Annotated in this window: 19 protein-coding genes; 13 read left to right on the top strand and 6 right to left on the bottom strand. The window is 70.3% G+C overall.

Annotation, left to right across the window (positions count from 1 at the left end; all coding sequences use genetic code 11):
• The first annotated feature begins 49 nt into the window (after positions 1-49).
• The 3 genes from AAFN86_RS15235 to AAFN86_RS15225 all read left to right on the top strand — a co-directional run bounded on the left by AAFN86_RS15235 (position 50) and on the right by AAFN86_RS15225 (position 5,987).
• The gene (locus AAFN86_RS15235) at positions 50-1,372 is read left to right on the top strand and encodes an efflux RND transporter periplasmic adaptor subunit (protein ID WP_347544205.1); all 1,323 of its coding nucleotides are present in this window, start codon (positions 50-52) and stop codon (positions 1,370-1,372) included.
• A gap of 99 nt (positions 1,373-1,471) precedes the next feature.
• On the top strand, positions 1,472-4,627 hold the full coding sequence (locus AAFN86_RS15230) for a CusA/CzcA family heavy metal efflux RND transporter (RefSeq protein ID WP_347544204.1): 3,156 nt from the start codon (positions 1,472-1,474) through the stop codon (positions 4,625-4,627).
• Between the two features lies 1 nt (position 4,628).
• The gene (locus tag AAFN86_RS15225) at positions 4,629-5,987 is read left to right on the top strand and encodes a TolC family protein (protein ID WP_347544203.1); all 1,359 of its coding nucleotides are present in this window, start codon (positions 4,629-4,631) and stop codon (positions 5,985-5,987) included.
• Positions 5,988-6,050: 63 nt separating this feature from the next.
• Here the strand turns inward: AAFN86_RS15225 and AAFN86_RS15220 are convergent, their stop codons facing one another.
• Positions 6,051-7,391, bottom strand: coding sequence for a HAMP domain-containing sensor histidine kinase (locus AAFN86_RS15220; protein ID WP_347544250.1), 1,341 nt, complete (start codon positions 7,389-7,391; stop codon positions 6,051-6,053).
• Positions 7,384-8,061, bottom strand: a complete 678-nt coding sequence (locus AAFN86_RS15215; protein WP_347544202.1) for a response regulator transcription factor — start codon at positions 8,059-8,061, stop codon at positions 7,384-7,386. The genes AAFN86_RS15220 and AAFN86_RS15215 overlap by 8 nt, the downstream gene beginning before the upstream one ends.
• Before the next feature lie 221 nt (positions 8,062-8,282).
• Here AAFN86_RS15215 and AAFN86_RS15210 point away from each other — a divergent pair, with 221 nt between their 5' ends.
• Entirely contained in the window at positions 8,283-9,728 is a 1,446-nt protein-coding gene (locus AAFN86_RS15210) for a Do family serine endopeptidase (protein ID WP_347544201.1), read from the top strand.
• A gap of 324 nt (positions 9,729-10,052) precedes the next feature.
• Here AAFN86_RS15210 and ilvE read toward each other — a convergent pair whose 3' ends face one another.
• Positions 10,053-10,964, bottom strand: a complete 912-nt coding sequence (gene ilvE / locus AAFN86_RS15205; RefSeq protein ID WP_347544200.1) for a branched-chain-amino-acid transaminase — start codon at positions 10,962-10,964, stop codon at positions 10,053-10,055.
• Positions 10,965-11,085: 121 nt separating this feature from the next.
• Between ilvE and AAFN86_RS15200 the strand changes: the two genes are divergently transcribed.
• From AAFN86_RS15200 to AAFN86_RS15165, 8 genes are read left to right on the top strand one after another with little or no spacing between them, the layout of a single operon-like run.
• Positions 11,086-11,907: an enoyl-CoA hydratase gene (locus tag AAFN86_RS15200; RefSeq protein WP_347544199.1), complete on the top strand. Its 822-nt coding sequence runs from the start codon at positions 11,086-11,088 to the stop codon at positions 11,905-11,907.
• 8 nt (positions 11,908-11,915) lie between these two features.
• Positions 11,916-13,544 carry an acyl-CoA synthetase gene (locus AAFN86_RS15195; protein WP_347544198.1) on the top strand — a complete coding sequence of 543 codons (1,629 nt, stop codon included), beginning with the start codon at positions 11,916-11,918 and terminating at the stop codon, positions 13,542-13,544.
• A complete protein-coding gene (locus tag AAFN86_RS15190; protein ID WP_347544197.1) occupies positions 13,541-14,932 on the top strand; it encodes a M20/M25/M40 family metallo-hydrolase in 1,392 nt (463 codons plus the stop codon). Before AAFN86_RS15195 ends, AAFN86_RS15190 begins: the two co-directional genes overlap by 4 nt.
• Positions 14,933-14,946: 14 nt before the next feature.
• Positions 14,947-15,864 (top strand): DnaJ C-terminal domain-containing protein, encoded by a 918-nt coding sequence (locus tag AAFN86_RS15185; RefSeq protein WP_347544249.1) that lies wholly within the window; start codon positions 14,947-14,949, stop codon positions 15,862-15,864.
• Position 15,865: 1 nt separating this feature from the next.
• Positions 15,866-16,186, top strand: coding sequence for a hypothetical protein (locus AAFN86_RS15180; RefSeq protein ID WP_347544196.1), 321 nt, complete (start codon positions 15,866-15,868; stop codon positions 16,184-16,186).
• The gene (locus tag AAFN86_RS15175; RefSeq protein WP_347544195.1) at positions 16,183-17,085 is read left to right on the top strand and encodes a dihydrodipicolinate synthase family protein; all 903 of its coding nucleotides are present in this window, start codon (positions 16,183-16,185) and stop codon (positions 17,083-17,085) included. The genes AAFN86_RS15180 and AAFN86_RS15175 overlap by 4 nt, the downstream gene beginning before the upstream one ends.
• A complete protein-coding gene (locus AAFN86_RS15170) occupies positions 17,082-18,257 on the top strand; it encodes a Bcr/CflA family multidrug efflux MFS transporter (RefSeq protein ID WP_347544194.1) in 1,176 nt (391 codons plus the stop codon). Before AAFN86_RS15175 ends, AAFN86_RS15170 begins: the two co-directional genes overlap by 4 nt.
• Positions 18,254-18,811, top strand: coding sequence for a GNAT family N-acetyltransferase (locus AAFN86_RS15165; protein WP_347544193.1), 558 nt, complete (start codon positions 18,254-18,256; stop codon positions 18,809-18,811). The genes AAFN86_RS15170 and AAFN86_RS15165 overlap by 4 nt, the downstream gene beginning before the upstream one ends.
• A gap of 129 nt (positions 18,812-18,940) precedes the next feature.
• Here the strand turns inward: AAFN86_RS15165 and AAFN86_RS15160 are convergent, their stop codons facing one another.
• From AAFN86_RS15160 to AAFN86_RS15150, 3 genes are read right to left on the bottom strand one after another with little or no spacing between them, the layout of a single operon-like run.
• Positions 18,941-20,098 (bottom strand): MFS transporter, encoded by a 1,158-nt coding sequence (locus AAFN86_RS15160; protein WP_347544192.1) that lies wholly within the window; start codon positions 20,096-20,098, stop codon positions 18,941-18,943.
• Entirely contained in the window at positions 20,095-20,526 is a 432-nt protein-coding gene (locus AAFN86_RS15155) for a DUF3293 domain-containing protein (RefSeq protein ID WP_347544191.1), read from the bottom strand. Before AAFN86_RS15155 ends, AAFN86_RS15160 begins: the two co-directional genes overlap by 4 nt.
• Positions 20,523-21,710: a class I SAM-dependent rRNA methyltransferase gene (locus AAFN86_RS15150; RefSeq protein ID WP_347544190.1), complete on the bottom strand. Its 1,188-nt coding sequence runs from the start codon at positions 21,708-21,710 to the stop codon at positions 20,523-20,525. Before AAFN86_RS15150 ends, AAFN86_RS15155 begins: the two co-directional genes overlap by 4 nt.
• A gap of 228 nt (positions 21,711-21,938) precedes the next feature.
• On the opposite strand from AAFN86_RS15150, the gene AAFN86_RS15145 reads away from it, so the two are divergent.
• Positions 21,939-22,298, top strand: a complete 360-nt coding sequence (locus tag AAFN86_RS15145; RefSeq protein WP_347544189.1) for a hypothetical protein — start codon at positions 21,939-21,941, stop codon at positions 22,296-22,298.
• The last annotated feature ends 3 nt before the right edge of the window (positions 22,299-22,301 follow it).

Below are 22,301 nucleotides of genomic sequence, written 5' to 3'. Positions count from 1 at the left end.
CGAAGCCTCCGCCGGTCCGGTGCGCAGGCTCTCGCTTTGAGGTCACCGCATGAACGTCATGACCAACCCGCCGCCCGTTGGCCCGCATGCCGGCGCTCCCGTCTCCGACGTGGCTTCCTCCTCGGCCATCGACGCGGCGCCGGCATCCCCCCCCTCCTGGCGCCGACGGGCGGCGATCGCGGCGGGCGTGGCGGCGCTGGCCGTTGCGGGCTTCGCGTACCTGACCATTGAGAAGTCCGAGCATGCCGAAGCGCCGGCGCGCCCTTCGGCATCCGCGGCGCAGCCCGCCGACGGATCCTTCCGCCTGGCCGACAATGAAATGCGGTCGCTGCGAATCGAACCCGTCCTGCTGCGCGACTTCCGCACCGAGCGCTTGGCCGAGGGCCGCATCTCCTATGATGAGGACCGTTCGACGCCGGTCTTCTCCCCCTACACCGGCCGCATCCTGCGCGTGATGGTCCGCCAGGGCGACGTGGTCGCCGCCGGCCAGCCGCTGTTCGAGATCGAGACGACCGACCTGGTGCAGGCGACCAATGACCTGCTCGCCGCGGTGGACAATGAAGGCAAGGCGCGCACGACGCTGGAACTGGCGCGGCGCAATGAGGCGCGTCAGCGCGAACTGGTGCAGATCCGCGCCGCCGCCCGCCGCGACCTGGAACAGGCCGAGGCCGACGCCGCCAATGCCGCCGCCGACCTGCGCGTCGCCGAGACCGCGCATGCCGCGGCGCGTGACCGCATGCGGGTGCTGGGCCGCACCCCGGACCAGATCACCGAGGTGGAGCGCACGCGCCATGTCGATGCGGTGATCGCGGTCGCAGCGCCGATCGGCGGCACGGTGGTGCAGCGCCGCGCGGGCGCCGGCCAGTGGGTCAATGCCGGGGCGACCGACCCGGTGGCGACCATCGCCGACCTGTCCACCGTCTGGCTGGTGGCGGCGGTGCGCGAGATGGACGCGCCCGACATGCATGTCGGCCAGCCGGTCGAGGTTCGCGTCAATGCCCTGCCGGGCCGCGTGTTCCAGGCACGGGTCTCGGCGATCGGTTCCTCGCTCGACGCAACCAGCCGGCGCCTGCCGGTGCGCGCCGAGGTGCAGGACCCCGACGGCGTCCTGAAGCCCGAGATGTTCGCGAATTTCCGCATCGCCGTGGGCGGCGACGGCAATGCGCTCGGCGTGCCGGCGGATGCGGTGATCCATCGTGGTGCGGAGACCAGCGTCTGGGCCGCGCTCGACGGCAACCGCTTCGCGCTGCGCAAGGTCGCGCTCGGCCGTCGCGCGGGTAATATGTTCGAGGTGCGGGACGGGCTGGAACCCGGCGCGCGCATCGTCACCGCCGGCGCCCTGTTCATCGACCGCGCCGCCGCCGCCGACTGACCGCCGGGGCGGTGCGACCGCCTCAACGCTTCCAACGAACAATCAAGATTGCGTACCGCCGGGCCCGCCTGGTCCCGCGGGCGCGCATGCCGGTGAACCATGCGCCATCTCGTCGCCTTCGTCCTTGAACGCCGGCCGCTCATCCTGCTGCTGTTCGGCGTGTTCCTCGTTGTCGGGGTGGTCAGCTTCCGCAGCCTGAACATCGAGGCCTATCCCGACCCGGTGCCGCCCACCGTGGTGATCATCACCCAGAACCAGGGCCAGAGCGCCGAGGAGATCGAGCGCTACATCACCATCCCGGTCGAGGTGGCGATGTCCGGCCTGCCGAACGTAACGACGGTGCGCTCGACCTCGCTGTTCGGCCTGTCGGACGTGCGGGTGCAGTTCACCTTCGCCTATACCTATGAAGAAGCGCTGCAGCAGGTGCTGAACCGGCTCGGCCAGCTCTCGGGGCTGCCGGACGGCGCGCAGCCTTCCATTTCGCCCAGCTCGCCGATCGGCGAGATCATGCGCTACCGCCTGGTCGGCCCACCAGGCTGGACCACGACCGAACTCAAGACGCTGAACGACTGGGTGCTGGATCGCCGCTTCAAGCGCGTGCCCGGCGTGATCGACGTGACGACCTTCGGCGGGTCGACCAAGGCGTACAACGTGCAGGTCGATCTCGAACGGCTGGCGGCGCATGGGCTGCCGCTGTCGCGGGTGATCGAGGCGGTGCGCAACGGCAGCACCAATGTCGGCGCCGGCACCATCCGGCTCGGCCCGCAATCGGCGGTGGTGCAGGGCATCGGGCTGATGCGGGACCTCGAGGACATCCGCAAGACCGTGCTCGGGTCGAACAACGGCGCGCCGGTGCTGCTCGAGGACGTCGCGACCGTCGAGATCGGCACCCTGCCGCGCCTGGGTGTCGCAGGCCACGAGAATGACGACGACGCGGTGCTCGGCGTGGTGCTGATGCGGCGCGGCGAGCAGACCCTGCCGACCATCCACGGCGTGCAGCGGGAGGTCGAGCGCATCAATGCCGGCGGCGTGCTGCCGCCGGGCGTGCGCGTGGTGCCCCTGTATGACCGCGAGGAGCTGGTGACGGTCACCACGCGCACCGTGGTGCACAACATCCTGGAAGGCGTGGCACTGATCCTGATCATCCAGTGGCTGTTCCTGGGTGACTTCAAGGGCGCGCTGGTGATCGCGGCGACCATCCCCTTCGCCTTCTTCTTCGCCATATTGATGATGATGGCGCGCGGCGAGAGCGCCAACCTGCTCTCCCTCGGCGCGCTCGACTTCGGGCTGCTGGTCGATGCGACCGTCATCATGGTCGAGAACATCTTCCGACACATCCACCTGGCCCGGCACCGCGAAGGCATCTACGCCCATGACCGCGGCACCGGCATGAGCCGCATCGTGCTGCGCGCGGCGGGCGAGGTGGACAAGGCGATCTTCTTCTCCGCCCTGATCATCATCGCGGCCTTCATCCCGCTGTTCACGCTGGGCGGCATCGAGGGTCGCATCTTCGGCCCGATGTCCAAGACCTATGCTTACGCCATCATCGGCGCGCTGATCGCGACCTTCACCATTACACCGGTGCTGTCGGCCACCCTGTTCAGCGAAAAGACCGAGGAACGCGACACCTTCCTCGTGCGCGGACTGCGCTGGGCCTATCACCGCGCCTATGCCGCGGCGATCAACCGGCGTGCGGTGACCATGGGCTTCGCCGTGCTGGCCTTCTGCACGACGATCGGCATCTTCACCCGTCTCGGCGCCGAATTCCTGCCGACGCTCGAGGAAGGCAGCATCTGGCTGCGCGCGACCATGCCGGCGACCATCTCACTCGAGGAAGCGCAGCCGACCGTCAACCGCATCCGCCGCGTGATGATGGAATTCCCCGAGGTCATCACCGTCACCAGCCAGCATGGCCGCCCGGATGACGGCACCGACAGCGCCGGCTTCTTCAATGCCGAATTCTTCGTGCCGCTGCGCCCGCAGGCGCAATGGACCACCGCGCATGACCGGGACGGGCTGGTTGATGCCGTGCAGCGGCGCCTTCAGCGGGAATTCCTCGGCATCGAATTCTCCTTCTCCCAGACTATCTCGGACAACGTCCAGGAGGCGGCGTCCGGCGTGAAGGGCGCCAATGCGATCAAGATCAGCGGCCCCGACCTCGCAGTGCTGACCCGCATCGCCGAGCAGGTGCGCCGCGAGGTCGCGCAGGTGCGCGGCGTCGAGGACCTGGCGGTGCTGCAGAGCCTCGGCCAGCCGACCCTGTCGATCCGCGTCGATCGCGCGCGGGCGGCGCGCTACGGCCTTTCGGTGTCCGACGTCACGGCGCAGATCGCCGCGGCGGTGGGCGGGCAGGAGGCCGGACGGCTGTATGAGCCCGGGGCGGACCGCAACTTCCCGGTCATCGTCCGCCTCGCCCCCGAATTCCGCGACAGCATCGATGCTATCCGTCGCATGCCGATCGGCACGCCGGACGGCGCCACGCTGCGCGACGTCGCCGAGATCGAACTGATCACCGGCCCGTCCTACATCTACCGCGAAGAATCCTCCCGCTACATCCCGGTGCGCTTCGCGGTGCGCGGGCGCGATCCGGCCAGCGCGGTGAGTGAGGCGCAGGAACGCGTCGCGCGCGCCGTGACCCTGCCGCCCGGCTATCGCCTTGAATGGGTCGGCGAATTCCGCAACCTGCAGGACGCGATCCGTCGGCTGACGACGGTGGTGCCGATCGCGCTCGGGCTGATCGCGGTGCTGCTCTACATCTCCTTCGGGCGGTTGAAGGAGACGTTGATGGTGCTCTCCCTGCTGCCGCTGTCGATCACCGGCGGCGTCTCCGCGTTGTGGCTGTCGGGGCTGAACTTCTCCGTCCCCGCGGCGATCGGCTTCCTCGCCCTGTTCGGCATCACGGTGATGGAAGCGATCATCTTCCTCTCCTACTTCTCCCAGGTGCGGGAGGAAGGTCTGCCGTGGCGCGCCGCGCTGGAACGCGCGGGGCGCGACCGCCTGCGCCCGGTGATGATGACCTGCTTCGCCTCCTTCTGCGGATTGCTGCCGATGGCGCTGGCCTCGGGCATCGGGGCGGATGTGCAGAAGCCTCTGGCGATCGTGGTGGTGGGTGGCATCGGCCTGGTGCCGGTCTTCGTGCTGCTGGTGCTGCCGGTGATGACCGATCTGCTCGGCCGCAAGGCCGCCGAGCGAGAGGAGCGCGAGGAAGGGCTGATCACCGACGCCGCGCCCGACGCCGTGCATGGGAGGGGCTGAGATGGCCGTACCGTCAATCCGCCTGATCGCCCTGATGGCCGCCTGCGCGCTGCCGGCGATGGCGCAGACGCCGCCGCGCAACGGGACACGCCCCGCCGCCACCGCTCCGGCGGCGCCCGGCCTGACGCTTGCCGAGGCTGAGCGCCTGCTGGTCGAACGCAACCTCGCCGTCGCCGGCGCGCGGTACGGCGTCGATGCCGCGCGCGCGCAGCGCCTGGTGGGCAGTTCCATCCAGCCGATGCAGTTCACCGTCGGCAGCACCGCGGGCCAGTTCAACGAGTACAGCGGCACGGTCAACGGCGTGCGGGCCTATAGCCCGGCGAACAACCTCGCAGTCGGGCTGACCGCAGTGATCGAGCTCGGCGGCAAGCGCAGCCTGCGCGTGCGCACCGCCGAGGAGCAGATCGGCGCGGCGGAGGCGCTGGTACTCGACACCATGCGCGGCCAGGTCTTCGCCCTGCGCCAGGCCTTCTTCGGGGCGTTGGTGGCGCGCGCCAACCTTGATGTCGCGCGCGCAACCCTCGCCTCCTTCGAACGCACCGAAGGGCTGCTGCGCCGCCAGGCGGAACTCGGCCAGAGCCCGGAGGGTGATGTCATCCGCTTCCGCGCCAGCCGTCCGCCCTTCGAGGCGGATGTGGCCGCGGCACGCCAGGCGTTGGCCGCGCAGGTGGCGGCGATGGCCGCGCTGATCGATGGCGATGCGCTGCCGGCCGGTGGCGGTGCTGCCTATGAGGTGCGCGGACGGATCGACCGTTCGCCGCCGCTCGGCCTTACCCGCGCGGAACTGGCCGATGCGGTGCCGCGCCGCGCGGACGTGATTGCCGCCACGCGCGGCACGGCGGCAGCCACGGCGAATCGGGAATTGGCCGAGGCCGGGCGCTGGCGCGACATCACCGTGGGCGGCACGGTGTCGCGGTCGCGGCTGCAGCAGGATCTGCCGAACGATGCCTCCGCCAGCACGCAGATCGGCATTTCGCTCTCGGTGCCGCTGTTCACCCATCGCATCGTCGAGGGGAATATCGGCGTGGCCGCCGCGCAGCAACGCCAGGCCGAGGCGAATGCCGGCACCGTCCTGGCCCAGGCGCGGGCCGATTTCGCGACGAGCTGGGCCAGCTATGAGCAGGCGCAGCGCCTGCTCGCCGTCTACAACGGCACGGCACTACGGCAGGCGGAGGAGGCCTATACGATCACCGAACGCGCCTATCTGGCCGGCGGGCGTTCGCTGCTGGATGTGCTGGATTCGCTGCGCACGCTGAACCAGACGCGGCTGGCGGCCAATGAGGCGCGGCGGGCCTATCTGGTGGCGCTGGCGGATCTGGAGCGGGCGAGCGGGACGTCGGGGATCGTGACCGGGTTCTGATGGAACTGGAGGGGCGTCGCCCCATCCTGCTCCCTCTCAACCCATGCCGCGTCGATCGTGGCGTCACCCGGCCCGCGGCAGGGACAGCCGCACGCGCAGCCCGGGTGCGGCATCCTCCAGCGCGACCTCGATTCCGTGCAAATCGGCCACTGCGCGCACGAGCGCAAGACCGAGTCCGCTGCCGAGTGTCGAGCGCGACGCGTCCAGCCGATGGAATCGGTGGAACACCTTCTCGCGCTCCGCTTCCGGGATGCCGGGGCCGTCATCGGTCACTGTGATGCCATCGCCGGCGATGCAAAGACCGATCCGCCCGCCGGCGCGGCCGTGGCGGACCGCGTTCTCCACAAGGTTCGCCAGCATCTGCGTCAGCAGCGCCGGATCGCCGGTGATCGTGACACCCGGGGCGATCTCGGTCGCCAGCGCCTGGCCGCGGTCCTCGGCGGCCGGTGCATAGACCTCGGCGACGGACTCCGCGATGGCGGACAGGTCCACGGTGGTGAAGCCGGCCCGTTGCGTGCCGGATTCGACCTGCGCGATGCGCAGCAGCGCGGCGAAGATCTCGAGCAGGCGATCGGCCTCGCCCTGCGCCGCCTCGATCGCTTCGGCGGTCGGCGCGCGGGCGGCATCGTCCAGGCGTTGGCGCAGCCGGGTCAGCGGCGTGCGCAGGTCGTGGGCGATGTCGTCGGTGACCTCCCGCAAGGCAGCCATCAGGGCTTGCAGCCGGTCGAGCGTGGCGTTGATGCGGTTGGCCAGGCGGTCGAACTCATCCCCTCCGGCACGCACCGCCAGCCGGCGATCCAGGTCGCCGCCCTGCACCGCGGCCAGGGCAATGTCCATCGCCGCCGCCCGCCGCGCGACCGACCGCCCGATCAGCAGGCCGCCGCCCAGCCCGAGCAGCAGCACCGCCGCGCCGACCCAGCCGGCGCTGGTGAGCAGGCGCTGTTCCAGTTCACGCGCCGCGGTCAGGTCGCGCCCGACCACCAGCGCGCCGCCGCCGGGCAACGGCTGGGCGTACATCAGCACCGGTGCGTTGGTCCCGTCGGGCTGGCGGATGGTCCCCTCGCGCCACCCGCGTTCGCTCGACACGCCGGACAGGTTGCCGGCCAGACGCTGCCCATCGGGCGCGGCGAGGAGGTAGAATTCCTGCCCGCTGCGATCGGCGGCGAGGCGCGCCTCGATCGACAGCGCGACGCCGCGCGCCCCGGACAGCGCGCCCGATTGCAGCAACACGCCCATGCCGCGCTCGATCTCGGTGGCGGCCTGGCGCGCCGCGAAGCCCGCCGTCACCCACCACGCCACGCCGCCGACCAGCGCGGTGCCGGTCAGCGTCAGCAGCAGGTGCAGCAGCGTCACCCGGAACGCCGTGGTGCGGGCGAAGGCCCAGCGCGGCGCGGTGTCAGGCATCGGCACGGACCACGTAGCCCGCGCCGCGGACAGTGTGCAGCAGGTCCTGTCCGAAGCCCTTGTCGACCTTGCCGCGCAGCCGGCTGATATGGGTTTCGACCACGCTGGTCTTGGGGTCGAAGTGGAAGTCCCACACACCTTCCAGCAGCATGGTGCGCGTCACCACCTGGCCTTCCCGCCGCATCAGGAATTCAAGCAGGCGGAACTCGCGCGGTTGCAGGTCGATCCGCTTGCCGGCGCGGGTCACGCTGCGGCGGATCAGGTCCATTTCCAGGTCGCCGACGCGCAGCACGGTGATTTCCTGCTGCAGCGGCGGGCGGCGGGCCAGCGCGTTGATGCGCGCGAGCAGCTCGGCGAAGGCGAAGGGCTTGGCAAGATAGTCGTCGCCACCGGCCTCCAGGCCCTCGATGCGGTCGCCGAGGCCGGCGCGCGCGGTCAGGAAAATGACCGGCGTCGCGATCCCGGCGGCGCGCACGGCGCGCACCATCGACAGCCCGTCCAGCTTGGGCAGCATGCGATCCACCACCATCACGTCATGCCCGCCGCCGGTCGCCAGGAACAGACCGTCCTGGCCATCCGCGGCGCGGTCCACGACATGCCCCGCCTCCTCCAGCCCGCGCGCGACATAGGCGGCGGTGTCGGCATCATCCTCGACGACCAGGATCCTCACTGCGCTTCCGTCCCTCGGCAATCGTGTCAGGGCATCCGGCATCGGCCCGCCTCCCATCCATCAAGGGTGGAGAGGTAAGGCGCGCGACGATGCGGTCCTGCGGCGACCAGCATACGGATCGGTAAGGGACGCGACAGGGGGCGTGGATGCGCCGGGGCGCTTTCTGTGCGGGACGCCGAGCCATAGCGGCCTGGCCACCCGATCTCGTCAGGGAGACTTCGATGCCTCGCTTCAACCTCCGCCGTCCCGCCATCGTCGCCGGCGTCCTCGCGCTCGCCCTCGGCACCACGGCGCTGACCGCCATTCCGGGCATCGCCCAGCAGGCTGCCGCCCCGGTCGCCGGCGTGGCGCTGCCGCGCCTGGCCGGGCCGGACTTCGCCGATGTCGCCGCCCGCGTCGGCCCCTCCGTGGTGCGCGTGATGACGACCGAGCGCGTCACCCAGGCCCGCGCCGAAGGCGCCCCCGACATGCGCGGCAACCCGCTGGAGGAGATGCTGCGTCGCCGTGGCGGCCAGGGTCCCCAGCAACCGCAGCAGGGTGAACGCCGTGGCGGCCAGGGTTCCGGCTTCATCGTCGACGCCGCCGGCTACATCGTGACCAACGCCCATGTGGTGGGCGAGAACACCGAGGTGAAGGTCGAACTCGCCGATGGGCGTGAGATGCCGGCCCGCGTCATCGGCCGCGACACCGCGACGGACGTGGCGCTGATCAAGGTCGAGGCCGGCGCGCCGCTGCCTGCGCTGGCCTATGGCAACAGCGACACCACCCGCGTCGGCGAATGGGTGATGGCGATGGGCAACCCCTTCGGCCTTGGCGGCACCGTCACGGCGGGCATCGTCTCGGCGCGCGGCCGCCAGATCGGCCAGGGCCCTTATGACGACTTCATCCAGACGGATGCGTCGATCAACCCGGGCAATTCCGGCGGGCCGCTGTTCAACGCGGCGGGCGACGTGGTCGGCATGAACACGGCGATCTTCTCGCCGTCCGGCGGCAACATCGGCATCGGCTTCGCGGTGCCGTCGAAGATGGTGCAGCACATCGTGGCGCAGCTGCGCGACCATGGCTCGGTGCAGCGCGGTTGGCTGGGCGTGTCCCTGCAGCCGATGGACCAGGACCTGGCGACCGCGATGCGTGCGGCCGATGCCAAGGGCGCGCTGGTCTCCGCGGTGGAGCCGGACAGCCCGGCGGCCAAGGCGGGCCTGCGGGCGGGTGACGTGATCACCGCGATCGACGGTCGCGCCATCAACACGCCGCGTGACCTCGCCGCCGGCGTGGCGGATGTCGCACCGGGCCGCAGCGCGACGCTGGCCGTCCTGCGCGATGGCACGGCGATGGAGCAGCGCGTCGAGATCGGTAACAACCCTGCCAATCGGGTTGCGGCCGGCAAGCCCGACGCGGCGACGCAGCCTTCGCTCGGCATCGGCCTTGCGCCGCGCCGCGAGGGTGGCGTGGAGATCACCCGGGTCGAGCCGGGCTCCGTGGCGGCCGAGCGTGGCCTTCGCCAGGGTGACGTGGTGCTGCGGGCCGGTGAGCGCGACGCCGCCAATCCGCAGGATGTGGTCGATGCGGTGAGGACGGCGCGTGAGGCGGGTCGTCCGTCCATCGCCCTGCAGGTGGAACGCGACGGCGCCCGCCGCTTCATCGCCCTGCCGCTGCGCGCGGCGTAAGGAAACGGCGCGCGGCAGGCTTACTAATCCCCTCGGCCTGCCGGGGATGCCGAGCGGAGCGGAACCACCGCCTTAACTACCCCCGAGGCGGTCCGCTCCCCACTGGCGCACGTCGGTCATTGGACCGGCGTGCGCCATTCTATTGAAGGTTGGGGGAGAGAACTCCCCCCCCAAACCCCCTGCTTTTTCTGTCTGTTGGAGACTGGCTTTGGCGGTTGGCGCCAACAGGCCAAAGGAGGAAGGGCTTGGGGCCCCAGTGGCGTTGCGAAGCAACGTCGATGGGTGACCGTTTCGGGGGAGTGCTCTTCCCCGACCTGTCTTGTTTCACACCGGCGTACGCCATTCAGCATGCGCATCCGTCGTGCCGCGCACCACGGATTCATAGGCGGCCTGCAACTGCATCGTGATCGGTCCGGGCTTGCCGTCACCGACCGGCAGGCGGTCGATCATCGCGGCTGGCACCAGTTCCTGGCCCGTGCCGCAGAGGAACACCTCATCCGCCACATACAGTTCGGTGCGGTCGGCACGGCGTTCGGTGGTCGGCAGGCCGAGCTCGGCGGCCAGTTGCAGCACCGTATCGCGCGTCACGCTTTCCAGGATGTCGCTGTCGCGTGCGGGCGTGATGACCACGCCGTCGCGCACCATGAACAGGCAGGCGCCGGCGGATTCGCTGACCTTGCCGTCGCGCGTCAGCAGGATCGGCGCGTCGTAGCCATCGGCCTTGGACTGCAATGTCGCGATGCGCCCGGCGTGGTAGTTCGCGGTCGCCTTGATGCGTGCCGGCATGGTGTTGTCGGCGATGCGCGTCCAGGAGGAGACGCCGAGCGACAACCCGCTTTCGCGCTTGGGTGAGCGTTCGCGCGGGATCGCCGCGCAGACCCAGCCGACCGTCCCGGTGGTGGACTGGTTGCCGAGGCTTTCGATATGCACCTGCAGGCGGATGTAGCAGTCGTCATCCGGCGCATTGGCGCGCACGGAATCGAGAACGCCCTGTCGCAGCGCGTCGCGCGAGGGCGGATCGTCGAAGCGCATGAACTTCATGCCCTGGTCGAGCCGCACCAGGTGTTCCTCCAGCCGGAAGATCGACAGGCGCCCGGTCGCCGGATTCATGTAGGCGCGGATGCCCTCGAACACCGAGGCGCCATAGGCGAGGCCGACGGCCAGCGGATGGATGCGTGCTTCCTGGAAGGGAATCGCCTTGCCGTTCTGGATGATGGTGTGTGCGGTCCAGGCCATGATCGTTCCCTCCAAGGCGTCCCGAAGGCTGGCCCGGTCCGGCCGAGGCGGCAAGGGGGCGGCCGATACCGCTGGGTCGGAAAACCTTCTAGAATGCCCGGGCACGGCGTAGGGGGCGATGATGAGCGCAACAACCGAAGCGGGCGCGGCGGCACCGATGCTGCTGCGTGATGACCATGCCAACGGCGTCACGGTGCTGACGCTGAACCGGCCAGCCTCGCGCAACAGCCTGTCCTTGCAGATGCTGGAGACGCTGGAGAACGCCCTGGCAGCCATCGCCGAGGATGCCTCGGTGCGCTGCGTTGTCCTTGCCGCCGCCGGACCGGTGTTCAGCGCCGGCCATGATCTGCGCGAGATCAACGCGCATCGCGCCGACCTGGACCACGGTCGCGGCTTCTATGACCGGGCGATGGAAACCTGTGCGCGCGTGATGCAGGCGATCACCGCATTGCCGCAGCCGGTGGTGGCCGCGGTGCAGGGCGTGGCGACGGCGGCGGGCTGCCAGTTGGTCGCCACTTGCGACCTCGCGGTGGCCAGCGACCAGGCGCGCTTCTGCACGCCGGGGGTGGATATCGGGCTGTTCTGCTCGACGCCGGCGGTGGCGCTCGCACGGGCCGTGCCGCGCAAGGTGGCGATGGAGATGCTGATGCTCGGCGACATGGTCGGCGCCGAGGAGGCGCTGCGCATCGGGCTGGTGAACCGCGTCGTCGCACCCGACCAGCTGATGACGGTGGCGCTGGAACTTGCCGGGCGCATCGCGGCGCGTTCGGCGCTGACGGTGCGGATGGGCAAGCGCGGCTTCTATCGCCAGGTGGATTTGCCGCTCGCCGATGCCTATCGCGAAGCCGCCTGCGTCATGGCGGACAATCTGATGGCGCATGACGCCGTCGAGGGGATCGGCGCCTTCCTCGCGAAGCGCCGGCCCACCTGGCAGGATCGTTAGGGACCGACATGACCATGTACGAGACAGGGTTGTCGCGTGATGCCGCGAACCACCAGCCGCTGACGCCGCTGCTGTTCCTGGAACGCTCGGCGCAGGTCTTTCCCGACACGCTGGCCGTGGTGCATGGCGCGGTGCGGCGGAACTATCGCGAACTGCGCGACCGCTGCGTGAAACTGGCCGATGCGCTGGCCAGGCGCGGCATCGGGCGTGGCGACACGGTGGCCGCGGTGCTGCCGAACATTCCGGAAATGCTGGAATGCCATTACGGCGTGCCGATGGCCGGCGCCGTGCTGAACACGATCAACACGCGGCTCGATGCCGCGACCATCGCCTATATCCTCGACCATGGCGAGGCGAAGGCGCTGATCGTGGATCGCGAATTCATCCCGGCGGTGCGCCTCGCGCTGGTGCAGGCGAAGGTGAAGCCGTTGATCATCGAGGTGGACGACCCGCTCGCACCCGAGGCCTCGCGTGCCGAGACGCTGGGCGGCGTGACCTATGATGCGCTGCTCGCCACGGGTGACGCCGGCTTCGCCTGGCCGCTGCCCGATGACGAATGGGATGCGATCACGCTGAACTATACCTCGGGCACCACGGGCAAGCCGAAGGGAGTGGTGTATCACCATCGCGGCGCGCAGCTGCTGGCGGTGGGCAACGTGCTGTCGGCGGAGATGGGCAAGCATCCGGTCTACCTGTGGACGCTGCCGATGTTCCACTGCAACGGCTGGTGCTTCCCCTGGACCATCACGGCGCAGGCCGGCGTGCATGTCTGCCTGCGCGCCGTGCGCGGGCCCGACATGTGGCGGCTGATGGCCGATGAGGGCGTCACCAACATGTGCGGCGCGCCGATCATCATGGCGACGCTGCTGAACACACCCGAGGCCGACAAGCGCACGCTGCCCGGCCAGGTGAAGTTCATCGTTGCCGGCGCGCCGCCGCCCGAGGCGGTGCTTGCCGCGATGAAGGCCGCGGGCTTCGCCGTCTGTCACGTCTATGGCCTGACCGAGGTCTACGGCCCCGCCGTGGTCAACGAATGGCATGCCGGCTGGAATGCGAGGCCGGCCCCCGAGCAGGCGGCGCTGATGGCCCGGCAGGGCGTGCGGTATCTGGCGCTCGAGGGCCTCGATGTGATGGACCCGGAGACGATGATCCCGGTTCCCGCTGATGGCGCGACGCTCGGCGAGGTGATGATGCGCGGCAACGTCGTGATGAAGGGCTACCTGAAGGACGAGGCGGCGACGGCGGCGGCCTTCAAGGGCGGCTGGTTCCACACCGGCGACCTCGCGGTGAAATACCCGGATGGCTATGTCCAGTTGAAGGACCGCTCGAAGGACATCATCATCTCGGGCGGGGAGAACATCTCCTCCATCGAGGTCGAGGATGCGCTGTACAAGCACCCGTCCGTCTCGGTGGTGGCGGTGGTGGCGCGACCGGACGAGAAATGGGGCGAAACACCCTGCGCCTTCGTCGAGCTGAAGCCCGGTGCGGCCGCGACCGCCGAGGAACTGATCGCCTTCAGCAAGCAGCATCTGGCGGGGTTCAAGGTGCCGCGCCACATCGTCTTCGCCGAATTGCCGAAGACCTCCACCGGCAAGATCCAGAAGCACGTTCTCCGCAGCCAGGCGAAAGACGCATGACCACAGTCGATACCATTCTCGCCCATGCCGCCGCGCGTCGGGATGCATCACGCGCGCGCTGGTTCGAGTGGCTGCGCATTCCCTCGGTTTCCGCACAGCCGCAGCACGCGCCGGATTGCCGGCGCGCGGCCGAATGGATGGCGGAACAGCTTCGCGCCATCGGCTTCACCGCGGAACTGAAGGACACGGCGGGGCACCCGGTCGTGCTCGGTCATCATCCCGGGCCGACCGGCGGCGGGCGGCACCTGCTGTTCTACGGCCATTACGACGTGCAGCCTGCCGAGCCGCTGGAACTCTGGACCAGCCCGCCCTTCGAGCCCGTGCTGGTCGATGGCCCGCACGGCCAGCGCGCGGTGGCGCGCGGCGCGGTGGACGACAAGGGCCAGGTGATGACCTGGCTGGAGGCGCTGCGCTTCTGGCACGACACGCAAGGTGGCCCGCCCTGCCGCGTCACCGTGATGGTGGAAGGGGAGGAGGAGACGGGGTCGAAGAACCTGCCGGACTTCCTCGACGCCCACGCCGATGCGTTGCGCGACGCCGATGTCGTCGTCATCAGCGACAGCAACATGTGGAACCTCGATACGCCCTCGATCGTCACCAGCGTGCGCGGGCTGCTCTACACGCAGCTCGACATCACGGCGGCGAACAAGGATCTGCATTCCGGCCTGTATGGCGGGTCGGCGCTGAACCCGATCAACCTGATCACGCGCATCCTGGGCGACCTGAAGGACGACACCGGCGAGATCCTGATCCGCGGCTTCTACGACGATGTGCCCGAGCTTTCGGCCGCGCAGCGTGCGCAGTGGGATGCGCTGCAATTCGACGAGGGTGCCTTCCTCGGTGGCGTCGGCCTGTCGGTGCCTTCCGGCGAGATCACCCGCGCGCCGCTCGAACGGCTGTGGGCGCGCCCGACGGTCGATGTGAACGGCATCTGGGGCGGCTACACCGGGGAAGGGGCGAAGACCGTCATCCCCTCGACGGCGCATGCGAAGGTGTCCTTCCGCCTGGTCGCCGGGCAGAGCGCGACGAAGGTTCTCGCCGGCTTCCGCGACTTCATCGTCGCGCGTCTGCCGGATGACGCGCAGGTGAAGATCCAGGTCTTCAGCCTGGGCGAGGGCCTGCAGATCCCTGCCGACAGCCCCTTTGTCCGCGCCGCGCAGGTCGCGCTGACCGCCGAGTTCGGCAAGCCCGCCGTGCTGCAGGGCGGCGGCGGGTCGCTGCCGGTGGTCGGCCAGATCAAGGAGATCATCGGCCTCGACTGCCTGCTGGTCGGCTTCGGCCTGGATGACGACCAGGTGCACAGCCCGAACGAAAAATTCGACCTCGTCTGCTTCGAGCGCGGCATCGACAGCCATATCCGGCTGCTCGCCGCGCTGGCCGAAGCCTGAGCGCCGCAGGAGGCATCGTGAACGAGGACCCGTACGACGTCCTGGGCGTGAAGCGCGATGCCTCGGCGGAGGATATCCGCAAGGCCTACCGCAAGCTCGCCCGCAAGCTGCACCCGGACCTCAACCCCGGCGACAAGGCGGCGGAGGAGAAGTTCAAGGCGGTGTCCGCCGCGAACGACATCCTCGGCGATGCCGACAAGCGCGCGCGCTTCGACCGCGGCGAGATCGACGCCGCTGGCAATGAGCGCCCGCCGCAGCAGCAATATTATCGAGATCACGCCGGTGGGGCCTACGCTTCCGATGCCGGTTTCGCCGACATGATGGACGAGGACGAGCTGCTCGGCGCGCTGTTCGGCCGCGGCGCGCGGCGTAGCCGCGGTGGGGCGCAGTTCCGCATGCAGGGCGGCGACATCCACGCACGGCTCGACATTGAATTCCTCGATGCGGTGAATGGCGGAACCAGGCGGGTGACGCTGCCCGATGGCAGCACGGTGGACGTGACCATCCCGCCCGGCACGCGCGAAGGCCAGGTGCTGCGGCTGCGCGGCAAGGGCTCGCCCGGCATCGGCGGCGGGCCGGCGGGCGACCTGCTGGTGGAGATCGGCATCGGCGAGCACCGCCACTACACGCGGCGCGACGACGACATCCTGCTCGACCTGCCGGTGACGCTGACCGAGGCGGTGCTGGGCGGCAAAATCGAAGTGCCGACGCCCGCCGGCGCGGTGATGGTCACGGTGCCTAAGGGGTCGAACACCGGCACTGTGCTGCGGCTGAAAGGCCGCGGCGTGAAGCGGCGCGACGGCACGCGCGGCGACGCTTTCGCCACGCTGCGCATCGTGCTGCCGGACGCGCCCGATGCCGAACTCGAAGCCTTCGTCGAAGGATGGAAGGCCGGCCGCGCGCAGAACCCGCGCGAAGGGATGGAGAGCTGACATGGCCGAGGATGCCGACGCGCTGCGCAGCCTGCGCATCGAGGTGACGACGATGCGGCAGTGGGTCTCCGCCGGCTGGATCGCGCCGCAGCCTTCGGGCTACAGCGAGACCGACCTCGCCCGCGCCTGCCTGATCCGCGACCTGCGGGAGGCGATGGGCGTGAATGACGAAGGTGTCGCGGTCGCTCTCGGTCTGCTCGACCAGATCCATGGCATGCGACGCGCCTTGCGTCGTGTCGCCGCGACCGTGCATGGGCTGCCCGAGCCCGCGCGGCAGGACCTGCTCGCCGTGCTGCGAGAACTGGATGAAGGATCGGCATGAGCGCGTTTCACGGGGTCTTCCCCTATCTTGTCTCCCCCGTCGCGCCGGATGGGGCCGTGTTGGAAGCCCAGTTGCGCCGGCTGGTGGATCATCTGGTCGATGCGGGTGTGCATGGCCTGACGCCGCTCGGCAGCACCGGGGAATTCGCCTATCTGGATGCGGCCCAGCGGCGGCGCATCGTCGAGATCGTGGTCGACCAGGCGCGCGGCCGCGTGCCGGTGGTGGCGGGCGTCGCCGCGACCACCACGGCCGATGCGGTGCGCCAGGCGCAGGACTACGCCGCGATCGGCGCGAATGGCATCCTTGCCATCCTCGAAGCCTATTTCCCGCTCTCCGAGGCTGGGGTCGTCGCCTATTTCACCGCCATCGCGGATGCGACCGACCTGCCGGTGGTGCTCTACACCAACCCGAATTTCCAGCGCTCGGACCTCTCGCTGTCGGCGATCGACACGCTGTCGCGGCATCCGCGCATCGGGCTGATCAAGGATGCCTCGACCAATACCGGGCGGCTGTTGTCGATCCTCAACCGCACCCAGGGGCGGATGGATGTCTTCGCCGCCTCGGCCCATATCCCGGCGGCGGTGATGATGATCGGCGGCAAGGGCTGGATGGCCGGGCCGGCCTGCGCCATCCCGCGTGAATCCGTGCGGTTGTATGAATTGTGCCGCGCCGGGAAATGGGATGCGGCGATGACGCTGCAGCGCGCACTGTGGCGCGTGAACGAATTGTTCGCCGCGCATTCGCTCGCCGCCTGCATCAAGGGGGCGTTGCAGATCCAGGGCTTCGCCGTGGGCGACCCGGTGCCGCCGCAGGCACCGCTTTCGGTGGAAGGGCGCGCGGCGGTGGAACAGGCGCTGGCGCTGGCCGCCGAGGCCCTGGCGGCAGCACCCGCGGCGTGAGCGCGCCCAGCCATCGGAGGCTGGCCCTGATCCTCGGCGCGCTGGCCGGCATCGGGCCGTTCTCCATCGACATGTACCTGCCGGCGCTGCCGGCGATCGGGACGTCCCTGGGCGCGACGGCCGGGGCGGTGCAGGGCACACTTGCCATCTACTTCCTGGGCCTGGCCGTCGGGCAGGTGTTGTATGGGCCGTTGTCGGACCGACATGGGCGGCGGGCGCCGCTGTTCGTCGGGCTGGGGCTGTACACGGTGGCGGCTGTGGTCTGCGCGCTCGCCCCCGACATCCAGGTGCTGACCGCCGCACGGCTGGTGCAGGCGCTGGGCGGCTGCGCGGGGATGGTGATCGCGCGGGCCGTGGTGCGCGACGTGACGGATGAACGCGGCGCGGTGCGCCTGATGGCGCAGTTGATGCTGGTGATGGGCGTGGCACCGATCGTGGCACCCGTGATCGGCGGCGCGCTGCTGCCGGCCTTCGGCTGGCGCGGCATTTTCTGGCTGCTTGCGTTCTATGGCGCGACGATGCTCGTCGTGCTCGCGCTGTTCCTGCCGGAATCGCTGGAACCGGCGCGGCGCCGGCGGGACGGCGTGCTGGGCGTGCTGCGCGTGTGGCTGGGACTGCTGGGGGACCGGCGCTTCCTGGGATTTGCGCTGACGGGCGGGTTCATCATCGGCGGGATGTTCGCCTATATCAGCGGCTCGCCCTTCGTGTTCATGGAGTTGCACGGCGTGCGGGCCGAGCATTTCGGCTTCTATTTCGGCGCCAATGCGCTGGGCATCATGGTGATGGGGCAGGCGGTGGGGCGGCTGGCGCAGCGCATCGCGCCGGCGCGGCTGCTGCCGGTGGTGATCTGGGTGCCCTTCCTCGCGGGGCTCGCGCTGCTGTTCGTGTCGGCCACGGGCGTTGGCGGCTTCGTCGCGCTGCTGGTCGCGCTGTTCTGCTACATCGCGATGATCGGGGCGGTGATGCCGCTGACGGTGGCCCTCGGCATGGGGCCGCATGGGGCGGTGGCGGGCAGTGCCTCCGCGCTGATGGGAACGCTGCAATTCGGCATCGGGGCTGGCGTCGGGGCGCTGCTCGGCGCGTTGCAGGATGGCACGGCGGTGCCGATGGCGCTGGTGATCGCGGGCTGCGGCGTGGCGGGGTGGACGGCGCGGCGCGTCCTGGCGCCGTGACCACACTGATCCGGCCGGGACGGGCGGCCTTGGCGGGCTACGTCGCCGCGCTGCGCGGGGGCTGGTCGCCGGCGAATGTCGCGGGGGATGCGGTGGTGCGCGCGCATCTCGCGGCCATCGAGCGCGATGCGGATGCCTTCCTTGACAGCCTGCATGATCCCCAGGCGCGCGGGGCGCCGATCAGCCTGCCGGATGGGACCAGCGTTCCGCGCCTGCCGGCCTTCACGCGCTGGATCTGGGATGGCGAATTCTGCGGCGCGATTCATCTGCGCTGGCAGACGGGAACTGACGCGTTGCCCGCGCATGTGCTCGGGCACATCGGCTATGCGGTGGTGCCAGGCAAGCGCGGGCAGGGGCACGCCACGCGGGCGCTGGCGCTGCTTCTGCCGGAGGCTCGGGCGCTCGGGTTGCGCCATGTCGAACTGACGACGGACCCGGAGAATGTCGCGTCGCAGCGGGTGATCACGGCGAATGGCGGGCTGCTGCTGGGTTGCTTCCGCAAGGACGCGGCCTATGGCGCCGCCCAGGCCCTGCGCTTCCGCATCGTGCTGTAGCGACAACTTCGCGGCCGGCGCCGGGTCGAGGCTTCCAAGGCCTTGGGCCTTTGGCGGGTGTGGTCAGCCGGGGGCAAGGCGGCTTCCGGCATCCGCCGGCTCGCCGGGCCGTCTGCGCGCCCACGGCGGCTACCCGCGCGCGACCACCCGCCTGAACGCCAGGAACAGCCCCAGTGCCGCCATCAGCAGCGCGGCGGCGAAGATCACCGGCACCGTCGCCCCGCCGGTCCGGTCCGCCAGCCACCCCGCCAGCGGCGGGAAGCCGGTGCAGCCGCCATAGAACCACACGAAATACACGCCGAGCCCCTGCGCGCGGCGTTCCGGCGGCACCGCCAGCGCCGGCAGGGCGGAGAACACCGTGATCGGCAGCGCATACAGCAACCCGTGCAGCGCCAGGATCGCCGCCGCCCAGCCCAGCCCCGCGAAGGGCAAGACCGCCGCCAGACCCGCCGCGGCAGCGACGCAGCCCACCACCATCGGCAGCACCAACGCCGGCCGCCGCGCAAGCATCGCCCCCGCCGGCACCGCAACCAGGTTCACCCAGGACATCAGGGATGTCGCGAAGCCGGCCTCGGCCACCGACAGGCCGCGCGCGACCAGCAGTGGCGGCGCGAAGGTCACCAGGATCATGTAGGTCCCGTTCACCATCGCCCAGCAGGCGCCGGCCAGGCACATCAGGCGGATCTCGCGCCCCGTCAGCCTGCCATCGGCTGCTGGCGGGCGCGCTGCCCCCGGCACAGGTCGCGATGCGGCGGCGAGTGCCAGCAGCGCCACCGCCATGCTCGCCGCGCCCACCAGGAAGGGCAGTTGCCAGCCGAGGCCCACCGCCAGCCCCGGCAGCACCGCCTGCGCCGCCGCGATGCCTAGCGGCCAGCCCAACACATAGATCGACATGGCCGGGAACAGGTCCGCGCCCTTGAAGCGGTCCTGCATCATCTTGGTCAGCAGCACGATGACCATGACCGTCCCGGTGCCCATCAGCAGCCGCCCGGCATACAGCAGCGCCACGCCACCCGCCGCCGCCGAAACCACCCCGCCCGCGACCAGCAGGGCGCAGCCGGCCAGCACCATCCACCGATCACTCAGCCGCGGGGCGGCGAGCCCGATCGGCACGGCAAGGAACAGCCCCGGCAGCCAGAACAGCCCGACCAGCGTGCCGAACTGCGTCCAGTCCATGCCGAATTGCGGCACCAGCACCGGCCCGGCCGCCCCCGGTGCCTGGAACAGCACGCCGAGTGCGGCGCGCAGCGTGAACACCGCCGCGAGGAAGACCGCCGCCGCCTTCATCGCAACACCAGCAGCCGCGACGTTCCGCGCAGCCGCACGCGCAGGATGGCGTGCTGGCGGAAGCGGCAGGCCAGGACCGCGATGCGGCGCACATCGCCCAGCATCAGCAGGTGATGCTCGCACCAGGGCGGCCGCGCGGCATGGCCGGTGCCGTCGACGAACCGCAACGGCGCGCAGTGGCGCAGTCGCGCCAGGGCACGGTCGTTCCAGCCGCGTGGCATCGCACGGCTGATCGGGTTCCATGCGCCGATGAAGGCGCCCTGCCGCGCGCCGCTCGCCTTCAGCAGCATATCCACCGCGGCCGAACGCCGCCCGAGCCGCACCTCGGCCCCCGCGGCCTCGAACACCGTCACGCGCCAACCCCGCGCCAGGCGGGGCGCCACCGGCAACGGCGCAGGATGCAGGAACCGAGCGTGGGGCAGCGTCACGGCAGGTGCAGCAGCATGCCCTTCAGATACTGGCTTTCCGGCAGCATCGGATGCAGCGGATGGTCCGGCCCGGCGCCGCCCATGTGCAGGATGCGCGCATCCCGGCGTGCGCGGTGCACGCCCCAGGCGACGGCATCGGCGAATTCGCCGGGGCTGACGTGATGGCTGCAGGACGCGATGAACAGGAACCCGCCGCGCTCGGTCAGCGCCGCCGCCAGCCGCGCCAGCTTGCCATAGGCGCGCAGGGCGGCCGGCTGGTCCTTGCGCGTCTTGGCGAAGGCCGGCGGGTCGGTGATGACCACGCCGAAGCGCTGCCCGGCGCCGACCATGCGCTCCAGCGCCTCCATCGCCTCGCCGCGCTGCGCGGTGACGCGGTCGGCGACGCCGTTCATCGCCGCGGACTCGCGCGCCGTCGCCAGCGCGTGTTCGCTGCGGTCGAGCAGCGTGACCTGCGCAGCACCTGCCACCGCGCAGCCGATGCCGAAGCCGCCGGTGTGGCAAAAGGCGTCGAGCACGGTGGCACCCTGCGCCAGCCGCGACACCCGCGCGCGATGTTCGCGCTGGTCGAAGAACCAGCCGGTCTTCTGCCCGCCGAGCAGATCGACGGGAAAGCGGCGGCCATTCTCCTCCACCACGGCGCCGGCGGCGTCGCCGTGCAGCAGCGTGGTGGCCTCGGGCAGTCCTTCCAGCGCGCGCACGGCGCTGTCGTTGCGGGCGACAATGCCGCGCGGGTCGATCAGTTCCGCCAGCGCCTCGACGATCAGCGGCGTCGCCGCCTCCATGCCCGCCGTATTCGCCTGCAAAGCCAGCACATCGCCGTAGCGGTCGATCACCAGCCCCGGCAGGCCATCGGCCTCGGCATGGACCAGCCGATAGTGCGGTGCATCGAACAGGCGCTCGCGCAGGGCCAGCGCCTCTGCCAGGCGGGCGCGGAACCAGCCGGCATCGCAGGCGGCATCCGGGTCGGCCGACAGGCGCCGCGCGGCGATCAGCGAATGCGGGTTGAAATGGAAGGCGCCATGCCTGACCCCGTCATCGCCTTCGAGCCGCACGACGCTGCCCGGCGGCAGCGCCTTCGCGGCCGGCGTCATGGCGATCTCGTTGGAAAAGGCCCAGGGGTGGCCAGCCTTCACGCGGCGGTCGCGGCCGGCCTGCAGGCGGATGGTCATGCGGTCGAGGGACATGAGGCCGCCTAATCCCTCCGGCCGGCAGGGGCAAGCCTGTTGCCCAGATCGGCGTGCCGCCGCCTGCGGCAGCACCGAAATATTTCCGAATCCTCGATTGTATTTCCGGAAATAATATCCATCTGAATGTTGCGGTCATGCCCGTGGAATTGATCGGGGATATTTCTTCCCGCCTCCGCCGGACATGCAGGCTTTGCCTGAACGCCATGCCCGCCTGGAGTACCGACAATGTCCGCCGTCACACCGAGCGCCTTTGCCCGTTTCTCCGCTGATCTCTCCTCGCGCTGGACGAAGGCGAAGCCGCTGCTCCTCGCACTCGGCGTCGGGCTTGTCGCCGGGCCGATCATTTCCGGCATGATGGGCTTCCAGATGCGCACCAGCACGGCGCAGACGCTCGCCCACAATGGCGTGGTCGAACAGCAGGCGGTCTATTGCGCCGATCGTGCACGGGTCGACACGCCTGATCCGGCGCGGCTGGACTGGTCCGCGCGCAACACCCTGGCCCGCCGCTTCACGACCAACCCGCCCGGCGGCACCACCGTCGATCCCGATGTCGCCCGCGCCTGCGCCGATCGGCTGGCCCGGTGACCC

The sequence above is a fragment of the Roseomonas sp. CAU 1739 genome, assembly GCF_039839775.1.
Taxonomy (GTDB): domain Bacteria; phylum Pseudomonadota; class Alphaproteobacteria; order Acetobacterales; family Acetobacteraceae; genus Neoroseomonas.
Note: the sequence above shows the minus strand (reverse complement) of the source record. Positions and strands in the feature narration are given on the sequence as shown.

What these genes read in the sequence shown, in the direction of transcription:
- AAFN86_RS15235 (WP_347544205.1), top strand. Translation starts at nt 50, where the DNA reads ATGAACGTCATGACCAACCCGCCGCCCGTTGGCCCGCATGCCGGCGCT.
- AAFN86_RS15230 (WP_347544204.1), top strand. Translation starts at nt 1,472, where the DNA reads ATGCGCCATCTCGTCGCCTTCGTCCTTGAACGCCGGCCGCTCATCCTG.
- AAFN86_RS15225 (WP_347544203.1), top strand. Translation starts at nt 4,629, where the DNA reads ATGGCCGTACCGTCAATCCGCCTGATCGCCCTGATGGCCGCCTGCGCG.
- AAFN86_RS15220 (WP_347544250.1), bottom strand. Translation starts at nt 7,391, where the DNA reads ATGCCTGACACCGCGCCGCGCTGGGCCTTCGCCCGCACCACGGCGTTC.
- AAFN86_RS15210 (WP_347544201.1), top strand. Translation starts at nt 8,283, where the DNA reads ATGCCTCGCTTCAACCTCCGCCGTCCCGCCATCGTCGCCGGCGTCCTC.
- ilvE (WP_347544200.1), bottom strand. Translation starts at nt 10,964, where the DNA reads ATGGCCTGGACCGCACACACCATCATCCAGAACGGCAAGGCGATTCCC.
- AAFN86_RS15200 (WP_347544199.1), top strand. Translation starts at nt 11,086, where the DNA reads ATGAGCGCAACAACCGAAGCGGGCGCGGCGGCACCGATGCTGCTGCGT.
- AAFN86_RS15195 (WP_347544198.1), top strand. Translation starts at nt 11,916, where the DNA reads ATGACCATGTACGAGACAGGGTTGTCGCGTGATGCCGCGAACCACCAG.
- AAFN86_RS15190 (WP_347544197.1), top strand. Translation starts at nt 13,541, where the DNA reads ATGACCACAGTCGATACCATTCTCGCCCATGCCGCCGCGCGTCGGGAT.
- AAFN86_RS15180 (WP_347544196.1), top strand. Translation starts at nt 15,866, where the DNA reads ATGGCCGAGGATGCCGACGCGCTGCGCAGCCTGCGCATCGAGGTGACG.
- AAFN86_RS15175 (WP_347544195.1), top strand. Translation starts at nt 16,183, where the DNA reads ATGAGCGCGTTTCACGGGGTCTTCCCCTATCTTGTCTCCCCCGTCGCG.
- AAFN86_RS15160 (WP_347544192.1), bottom strand. Translation starts at nt 20,098, where the DNA reads ATGAAGGCGGCGGCGGTCTTCCTCGCGGCGGTGTTCACGCTGCGCGCC.
- AAFN86_RS15150 (WP_347544190.1), bottom strand. Translation starts at nt 21,710, where the DNA reads ATGTCCCTCGACCGCATGACCATCCGCCTGCAGGCCGGCCGCGACCGC.
- AAFN86_RS15145 (WP_347544189.1), top strand. Translation starts at nt 21,939, where the DNA reads ATGTCCGCCGTCACACCGAGCGCCTTTGCCCGTTTCTCCGCTGATCTC.